Below are 9,494 nucleotides of genomic sequence, written 5' to 3'. Positions count from 1 at the left end.
CTAGCAAGAATGAACTTATAAATATTCCTAATATCAAATTATTTATAAAAACAGTGCTAATTTTATATATTTTCATTAATGCAGTAGGTATAAATTAGCATTGACAATTATCATATTGATAATTGTTTTGATAAAATTCAACAAAATATCGTTTTCATTAAACTTTTGTCAACAAATATCAAAAAACATTATTAATTTATCAATTTTTCTATTGTATTACCTAATAAATTATGATATATTTTATTCAAGCTAAAAAACAACATAAGTTTTACAGAAAAAATCAAAAATAATTTAACTTAAATTTTAGGAGGAATGTTTAAATGAGACAGGTAGCTATTTACGGAAAAGGTGGAATTGGTAAATCAACAACAACACAAAACTTAACTTCAGGACTACACGCTATGGGAAAGAAAATAATGGTAGTAGGTTGTGATCCAAAAGCGGATTCAACAAGATTATTATTAGGAGGACTTGCACAGAAATCAGTTCTTGATACATTAAGAGAAGAAGGAGAAGACGTAGAATTAGAGTCTATATTAAAAGAAGGATATGGCGGAATCAGATGCGTTGAATCAGGCGGTCCAGAACCAGGGGTTGGATGTGCAGGAAGAGGAATAATAACTTCAATAAACATGTTAGAACAACTTGGAGCTTATACAGACGATTTAGATTATGTATTCTATGATGTATTGGGAGACGTTGTTTGTGGAGGTTTCGCAATGCCAATCAGAGAAGGAAAAGCTCAAGAGATATATATAGTAGCAAGTGGAGAAATGATGGCATTATATGCAGCTAACAACATCTCAAAAGGTATACAGAAATATGCTAAGAGTGGTGGAGTTAGACTAGGTGGTATCATCTGTAATAGTAGAAAAGTTGCAAATGAGTTCGAATTACTAGATGCATTTGCTAAAGAACTAGGAAGTCAATTAATACACTTTGTACCAAGAAGCCCAATGGTAACAAAAGCTGAAATAAATAAACAAACTGTTATAGAATTTGATCCTCAAGCAGAACAAGCTGAAGAATATAGAGAATTAGCAAGAAAAGTTGATGGAAATGACATGTTCGTTGTTCCAAAACCAATGGCTCAAGAAAGATTAGAAGCAATATTAATGGAACATGGTTTAACTGATCTATAATAGTATATAAAATTTATTTAATCATAATGAGGGGTGAATTTCGTGAGCGAAAATTTAAGAGACGAGATTTTAGAAAAATATATACCTAAAACTAAAAAAAGTAGAAGTAGTCATATTGTTATCAAAACTAAGGAAGATCCACAACCAGAAATAGTAGCTAATACAAGAACAGTACCAGGTATAATAACAGCTAGAGGATGTGCTTATGCAGGTTGTAAAGGTGTTGTTATGGGACCAATTAAAGATATGATTCATATAACTCATGGTCCTATAGGTTGTTCATTCTATACATGGGGTGGAAGAAGATTTAAGTCAAGACCAGAAAATGGAGATGGCCAAAACTTCAACGAATATGTATTCTCTACTGATATGCAGGAAAGTGATATAGTTTTTGGTGGAACTAATAAGTTAACAGAAGCTGTACATGAAGCATATGAAATGTTTCATCCTAAAGCTATAGGTATTTATGCAACATGTCCAGTTGGTCTTATCGGTGATGATATATTAGCAGTAGCTGCAACAACAAGTAAGGAACTTGGAATTCCAGTTCATGCTTTCAGCTGTGAAGGATATAAAGGGGTATCACAATCTGCAGGTCACCATATAGCAAACAATACTGTTATGAGTGATATAATAGGAAAAGGAAACAAAGAGCAAAAGAAGTTCTCTGTAAATGTATTAGGAGAGTACAACATCGGCGGAGATGCTTGGGAAATGGATAGAATCCTTGAAAAAATAGGATATAACGTAAACGCAACTCTAACTGGTGATGCTACTTATGAAAAAGTTCAAAATGCTGATAAAGCAGATTTAAACTTAGTACAGTGTCATAGATCTATCAACTACATTGCTGAAATGATGGAAACTAAATATGGTATTCCATGGATTAAATGCAACTTCATAGGTATAGATGGAATATGTGAAACACTTAGAGATATGGCTAAATGTTTTGATGATCCAGAAATCACTAAGAGAACTGAAGAAGTTATAGCAGAAGAAATCGCTGCAATTCAAGATGATTTAGATTATTTCAAAGAAAAACTTCAAGGAAAAACAGCTTGTCTGTATGTTGGAGGATCAAGATCACACACATACATGAATATGCTTAAGAGCTTTGGCGTAGAAACTTTAGTAGCTGGATTTGAGTTTGCTCACCGTGATGATTATGAAGGAAGAGAAGTTATCCCAACAATAAAAATTGATGCAGATAGCAAAAACATTCCTGAAATAACTGTTACTCCAGATGCAGAAAAATACCGTATTGTAATTTCAAAAGAAAGAGCAGAAAAGCTTAAAGCAGAAGGTGTATCATTATCTGGCTATGCCGGAATGATGAAAGAAATGGGCGATGGTACTGTATTAATCGATGATATGAATCATCATGATATGGATACAGTAATAGCTAAATTAAAGCCAGATATGTTCTTTGCAGGAGTAAAAGAAAAATATGTTATCCAAAAGGGTGGAATATTATCTAAACAACTTCATTCTTATGATTACGCTGGTCCATATGCAGGATTTAGAGGCGTAGTTAATTTTGGAAGAGAACTTGTTAATGGCGTGTATACACCAGCATGGAAGTATATAACACCACCTTGGAAAAAGGCTTCAGATGAAAGTAAAGTTCTAGTAGGAGGGGAAGTATAATGTTAGATGCAACACCAAAAGAGATTACAGTAGAAAGAAAAACATTAAGAATAAATCCAGCTAAGACTTGTCAACCAGTAGGAGCAATGTATGCTGCTTTAGGTATTCACAATTGTCTTCCTCATAGTCATGGTTCACAAGGTTGTTGTTCTTATCACAGAACAGTACTTTCAAGACATTTTAAAGAACCAGCAATGGCTACTACAAGTTCATTTACTGAAGGTGCCAGCGTATTCGGTGGTGGTTCAAATATAAAAACAGCTGTTAAGAATATATTCTCATTATATAATCCAGATATAATAGCTGTTCATACAACTTGTTTATCTGAAACATTGGGTGATGATTTACCTACTTATATCAGCCAAATGGAAGATGCAGGTAGTATACCAGAAGGTAAATTAGTTATTCATACTAATACACCAAGTTATGTTGGATCACATATCACTGGATTCTCTAACATGGTAGAAGGTATGGTTAAATATTTAGCTAAAAACACTGATAAAAAGAATGGTAAAATAAATATAATTCCTGGATTTGTTGGTCCAGCTGATATGAGAGAAATAAAGAGATTATTCGAAGCTATGGATATCCCTTATACAATGTTCCCAGATACTAGTGGAGTATTAGATTGTCCTACTACAGGAGAATTCAAAATGTATCCAGATGGTGGAGCAAAGATTGAGGATATAGTTGATTCAGGAAATTCAGATCTTACACTTGCACTTGGAGCATATGCTTCTGAATTAGGTGCAAAAACATTAGAAAAGAAATGTAAAGTACCATTTAAAACATTGAATACTCCTATTGGTGTTGCTGCTACAGATGATTTATTAATGGCTATGTCTGAAGCAACAGGTAAAGAAGTACCAGCATCAATAGAAGAAGAAAGAGGTCAATTAATTGATTTAATGATCGATAGTCAGCAGTATCTTCAAGGCAAAAAAGTTGCATTGATTGGTGATCCTGATGAAATAATTGCACTTAGCAAATTCATAATAGAATTAGGAGCTATACCAAAATATGTAGTTACTGGTACTCCAGGTGCTAAATTTGCAAAAGCAATTAACCCTATGCTTGAAGAAGCTGGTATAGAAGGTAGCACAGTTAAAGCTGAAGGCGATTTCTTTGATATACATCAATGGATAAAAAATGAAGGTGTTGATTTATTGATATCAAACACTTATGGAAAATACATTGCAAGAGAAGAGAATATTCCATTTGTTAGATTTGGTTTCCCAGTAATGGATAGATATGGACACTACCATAATCCAAAGGTTGGATACAAAGGCGCAATACGTTTAGTAGAAGAAATCACTAATGTTATCCTTGATAAAATAGAAAGAGAATGTGCAGAAGAAGACTTTGAAGTAGTAAGATAATTATATTTAGCTATCTACAAGCTTGCTGTCAATCTCATTAAGTATAAAATTATATTATCATAAAAATATAATTGCCCAGTTATTTTTATGATAAAATTGGCAGTGGCTATATTGATAAATGCCCCATGGATTCAGGACGATTGCGGTATCGTCCTGAATCAAATTTTAATATAGCAATTTTTTAGGGCAGCTCTATTGTAATTAAAATTTTGGAGGTGTAATTATGGAAAATAGAAAAAAAGAATTTTGTTATGATGCTTCAACCATTGATGAGTGCTTGGAATTAGTGGATAAAGGTGATAATATTAAGGAGGGAATTGAAAATAAAACTGTAGTTCAAAAAAAAAATTAGAAGTAATAGAACAAAGAGAAGAGTCCGTTTACTATAATAAGAAAAGTGAAGGTGGCGGATGTGGTGGTGGAGATTTTAAGTGTGATCAAGCTAGTGTATCAGGAGCAGTAAGTCAAAGGGCTTGTGTATACTGTGGAGCTAGAGTTGTCTTAAATCCAATAACAGATGCCTATCATTTAGTACATGGACCTATTGGTTGTGCTAGTTATACTTGGGATATAAGAGGAAGTCTTAGTAGTGGAGAAGAAATATATAGGAATAGTTTTTCTACAGATTTAAGAGAAAAAGATGTTATATTTGGTGGAGAAAAAAAATTATCTGCAGCTATAGATGAAATTGTAGAAGCACATCATCCAAAGGTAATATTTGTTTACTCAACTTGTATAGTTGGAGTTATAGGTGATGATACTGATGCTGTCTGTAAGGCTGCTGAAAAGAAACATTCTATAAGAGTAATACCTGTCAAATCACCAGGATTTGCGGGAAGTAAGTCAACTGGATACAAAGCTGCATGTAATGCATTGATGATGTTAATGGGAGAAAAAACTACTGATGAAAAAATTGATGGAATAAATTTCTTAGGAGATTTTAATCTAGCAGGTGAAATATGGATTGTAACTAATTATTTAAAGAAATTTGGTATTGATGTTGTAGCGAAGCTAACAGGTGATAGTAGTTATGATGAAATATTAAATGCTCCAAAGGCAAAACTTAACATAGTTCAATGTGCGGGTTCCATGATGTATTTAGCAAAAATGATGGAAGAAAAATATGGAATACCATATATTAAAGTAAGTTTTTATGGAGTTGAGGATACAAAGAATTCATTACTTAAAATTGCAGATATTTTAGGAAATGAAGATAAAGTTAAGAGAGCAAAAGAGTTCGTTTTATCAGAAGAGCAAAAAATCGAAGGTGAACTCGATCATTATAGAGAAAAATTAAAGGGTAAAAGAGCTGCTATATTTGTTGGTGGTGCTTTTAAAGCAATATCCTTAATAAAACAATTTAGAAATTTAGGTATGGAAACTGTAATGGTAGGAACTCAAACTGGTAAAAAGGACGATTATGATATTATAAAGAGTATTACTAATGAAGGTACTGTAATATTAGATGATGCTAATCCATATGAATTAGAGAAATTCATCTTAGAACAAGGTGCTGATATATTAGTTGGTGGAGTAAAAGAAAGACCTTTAGCATATAAACTAGGAATAGCATTCTGTGATCATAATCACGAAAGAAAACATGCGTTAAGTGGTTATGTAGGATCTTTGAATTTTGCTAAAGAAATTGAATCAACAATAAACAGTCCTGTATGGGATTATGTTTAAAATATAAGTGGAGGTGATTATATTGAATAGTCGGAATTTTGTGAATTTAAATATTAATCCGTGTAAAATGTGTATGCCAATGGGTGGAGTTATGGCCTTTAAGGGAATAGAAGGAAATATGACAATTTTACACGGCTCTCAAGGTTGTAGCACATATATTAGAAGGCATATGGCAACTCATTACAATGAGCCTATTGATATAGCTTCATCTTCGCTAACAGAAAATGGTACTGTATATGGTGGAACTGATAATTTAAAAGCAGGCTTAAAAAATATGATTAAGATGTATAATCCAAAAACTATAGGTGTAATGACAACTTGTCTTGCTGAAACTATAGGTGAGGATATAAAGAGGATTATATATGAATTCAATGAAGAAGAAAAGGGAAATGAAGCTTATAAAAATGTAAGAATAATAACGACGTCAACTCCGGGATATGGTGGAACACAGGCGGAAGGTTATTTTAGGGCATTAAGAAGTATTGTTGAACAAGTTTGTAAAAAACCTGAAACTAGTGTTAAGAATAAGAAAATAAACATTATTTGTGCAAATATAAATCCTGGAGATGTTAGAAATATAAAAAGTATTCTTGAAACTTTTGGAGTAGAATATACTATTTTACCAGATGTATCTAATACCTTAGATTCATCTCATAATGAAGAATATACAAGACTACCTAAGGGTGGAACAAAAATAGAAGATATTGAAAAAATGGGAAGTGCCGCAGCAACAATAGAAATGGGCATGACAGTACCAGAGGATTATTCACCTGGACTGTATTTAAAAGAAGAGTTTGGAGTACCGCTTTATAAATGTAATATTCCTATTGGGCTTAGGAATACTGATGAATTTATGTCAATAATATCGAAAATAACTGGCAAACATATGCCAGATAAGTTTAAATTAGAAAGAGGAAGATACCTAGATGCTATGATAGATAGCCACAAATATAACGGTGAAGCTAGAGCTATCATATATGGAGAACCAGAACTTGTACTAGCTATAACTAAAACTTGTGCAGAAAATGGAGTATTAGTAAAGCTTATTGCAACAGGATCAAAAAATAAAGAGTTAAAACATAAATTAGAAAAAGAACTTGCGAAGCAAGAAGAGAAAGCTGTTATTTTAGATGATACTGATTTTGAGACTATAGAATCTTATGCGAAAGATTTTAATATAAATGTTATGATTGGAAATTCAGACGGAAGAAGAATGGCAGGTAGACTTGCTGTAAAAATAGTTAGAATAGGATTCCCTGTTCACGACAGAGTAGGAGCACAAAGACAAATATTTACAGGATATAATGGATCAGCATTTTTTATAGATTGTATTGCCAATACTATTCTAGAAGATAAGGAAAATAACTTTAGGAAGAATTCCTATGACAAATTTTTCATTCCTAAAAAAGAAGGGGAAGATACTATGGATACAGTAAGTAAATTAAATACGGAAAAAAATATGGAAAAAGATAATGAAGTAGTTACAATGTCACTTACAAATGAAGAAAAATCATGTACTCATCCGTGTTATGGGGATAATGCTCACAAATTCGCAAGAATGCATATACCTGTAGCACCTAAATGTAATATAAGTTGCAATTACTGTAGTAGAAAATATGATTGTGTTAATGAAAGTAGACCAGGAGTTACTAGCGAAATTCTTAGTCCAGAGCAAGCTTTAGAAAAATTTAAAGCGGTTAAGGCTAAGTTTAAGAATTTGACTGTTTTAGGAATTGCAGGTCCTGGAGATGCTTTAGCTAATTTTGATGTTGTTAAGAAATCCATTGAACTAATAAAGAAAGAAGATCCAAATATAACTTTCTGTCTTTCAACAAACGGATTAATGTTACCATTTTTCGCAAATCAATTAATAGAACTTGGGGTATCCCATATTACAGTAACAATGAACTCGGTAGATAAAAAAATAGGTGCACAAATATATAAGGAAGTTAATTATATTGGTAAGAGATATACTGGTGAAGAAGCAGCAGATATACTTATGCATAATCAGCTTTCAGGACTTGAATATTTATGTTCTAAGGGAATTGTCTGTAAGGTAAATATTGTAATGATTAAAGGAATAAATGATAAGCATATTCCAGAAGTAGTTAAAAGAGCTAAAGAATGTGGTGCTGTTATGACAAATATAATGCAGCTTATACCTGTAAAGGAAAGTGCTTTTGCAGATAGACCACTAACTACTACAAAAGAATTAAATGATATGAGAAAAGAATGTTCAATAGATCTTAAGCAAATGTATCATTGTAAACAGTGTAGAGCAGATGCAATAGGAATGCTTGGCAATGATCAATCAGCTGATTTTAAAGATGTAGGCTGTGGAAGTGGTTGCAATTCAGGATGTGGCAGCAAGAACGAGGAAAAGGCTAAGACAGAAGAGGCTATTGAAATGACAAAATATAAATTTGCCATAGCATCTAAATCAGGTGTAGATATAGACCAACATTTTGGTCATGCTAAGGAATTTCAAATTTATTCTTATGAAGGGGGAAATATAAAGTTCTTAGAAAGTAGAGATGTAGATCAATATTGCACAGGATCTAGTGACTGTGAAGATTCTGAGAATAAAATTTCAAAAATAGTAAAAACTATTAATGATTGTGATGCTGTTCTTGTATTGAGAGCAGGAATCGAACCAGTAAAAACTTTGGAAGAAAAGGGAATTAAGCTTATTCAAATGTATGATTCAATTGATAAAGGAATTAAACGTGCGGCAGAAGAAATGTCAGCACAAGAAGGAGAAGAGATTAAGGATGAAAAAGTCACTGTTTAAAGGTTACAAGTTTACAATATTAATCATTGGTATTTTGCTAGTAGCAATGTTTAGTGTAGCTTGTGGAAAAAGTACTTCCCAAAACAATGCGTCTCAAAATAAAGTGGCTGAAAATAAGGAACCAGCTAAAAAGATTACTGTATTTGCAGCAGCTAGTTTAACTGAAAGCTATAAGGAAATAGGTGAACAAATTAAAAAGGACAAAAACATAGAGGTAAAATTTAATTTTGCCGGTAGTCAGCAGCTAGTTGCTTCCATTAATCAAGGAGCTGATGTAGATGTATTTGCATCAGCAGATACAAAAAACATGAAAACTTTAACAGATGCAAAAAAAGTTGATAAAGATATTATTTTTGCAAAGAATCAGTTAGTTATAGCTAAAAATAAGTCAAGTAAGGTATCTATAACTTCTCTTAAGGATTTAGGAAATGATGGAGTTAAACTTGTGGTGGGAGATAAATCTCTACCAGCTGGAAATTATTTTCATAAAGCATTAGATGCTGCTAAAGCTGATAATACTATAGACCAAGCTACTTACGACAAGATAATAAAAAACATAAAGAGTGAAGAATTAAATGTAAAAGATGTTGTAAGTAAGGTGAAACTTGGAGATGCAGATGCAGGTGTTGTTTATAAGACAGATGCAACTAATCAAAAGGAATTGGAAGTAATACCAGATAAGGAGTTTTCAAAGTTACAAGTAGACTATCCTATAGCTGTAATCAGTGAATCAAAAAATAAAGAAGCAGCTCAACAGTTCATTGATTATGTTACTACTGGTAAAGGAAAGAGTATATTACAGAAATATGGATTTTCAGTAGATAAATAGAATAGCAAGAGGAGGTAATA

General features: G+C 32.4%; 7 protein-coding genes. All 7 read left to right on the top strand.

What is annotated here, in order from left to right:
- Positions 1-320 precede the first annotated feature (320 nt).
- The 7 genes from nifH (at position 321) to modA (ending at position 9,474) form a co-directional block, all read left to right on the top strand.
- Positions 321-1,142, top strand: coding sequence for a nitrogenase iron protein (nifH, locus tag RH99_RS09870; protein WP_010237229.1), 822 nt, complete (start codon positions 321-323; stop codon positions 1,140-1,142).
- Positions 1,143-1,184: 42 nt separating this feature from the next.
- Complete coding sequence (nifD, locus tag RH99_RS09865) at positions 1,185-2,789, top strand: nitrogenase molybdenum-iron protein alpha chain (protein ID WP_010237228.1); 1,605 nt, start codon at positions 1,185-1,187, stop codon at positions 2,787-2,789.
- A complete protein-coding gene (gene nifK, locus RH99_RS09860; protein WP_010237225.1) occupies positions 2,789-4,168 on the top strand; it encodes a nitrogenase molybdenum-iron protein subunit beta in 1,380 nt (459 codons plus the stop codon). The genes nifD and nifK overlap by 1 nt, the downstream gene beginning before the upstream one ends.
- Before the next feature lie 223 nt (positions 4,169-4,391).
- Positions 4,392-4,520 (top strand): hypothetical protein, encoded by a 129-nt coding sequence (locus RH99_RS19905; RefSeq protein ID WP_279373934.1) that lies wholly within the window; start codon positions 4,392-4,394, stop codon positions 4,518-4,520.
- A gap of 5 nt (positions 4,521-4,525) precedes the next feature.
- Positions 4,526-5,854, top strand: a complete 1,329-nt coding sequence (gene nifE, locus RH99_RS09855; RefSeq protein WP_026038460.1) for a nitrogenase iron-molybdenum cofactor biosynthesis protein NifE — start codon at positions 4,526-4,528, stop codon at positions 5,852-5,854.
- A gap of 22 nt (positions 5,855-5,876) precedes the next feature.
- A complete protein-coding gene (nifB, locus tag RH99_RS09850) occupies positions 5,877-8,645 on the top strand; it encodes a nitrogenase cofactor biosynthesis protein NifB (protein WP_010237220.1) in 2,769 nt (922 codons plus the stop codon).
- Positions 8,626-9,474: a molybdate ABC transporter substrate-binding protein gene (gene modA, locus RH99_RS09845; protein ID WP_010237218.1), complete on the top strand. Its 849-nt coding sequence runs from the start codon at positions 8,626-8,628 to the stop codon at positions 9,472-9,474. Before nifB ends, modA begins: the two co-directional genes overlap by 20 nt.
- Positions 9,475-9,494: the final 20 nt, after the last annotated feature.

This window comes from Clostridium arbusti SL206, assembly GCF_000246895.1.
Lineage (GTDB): Bacteria > Bacillota > Clostridia > Clostridiales > Clostridiaceae > Clostridium_I > Clostridium_I arbusti.
Note: the sequence above shows the minus strand (reverse complement) of the source record. Positions and strands in the feature narration are given on the sequence as shown.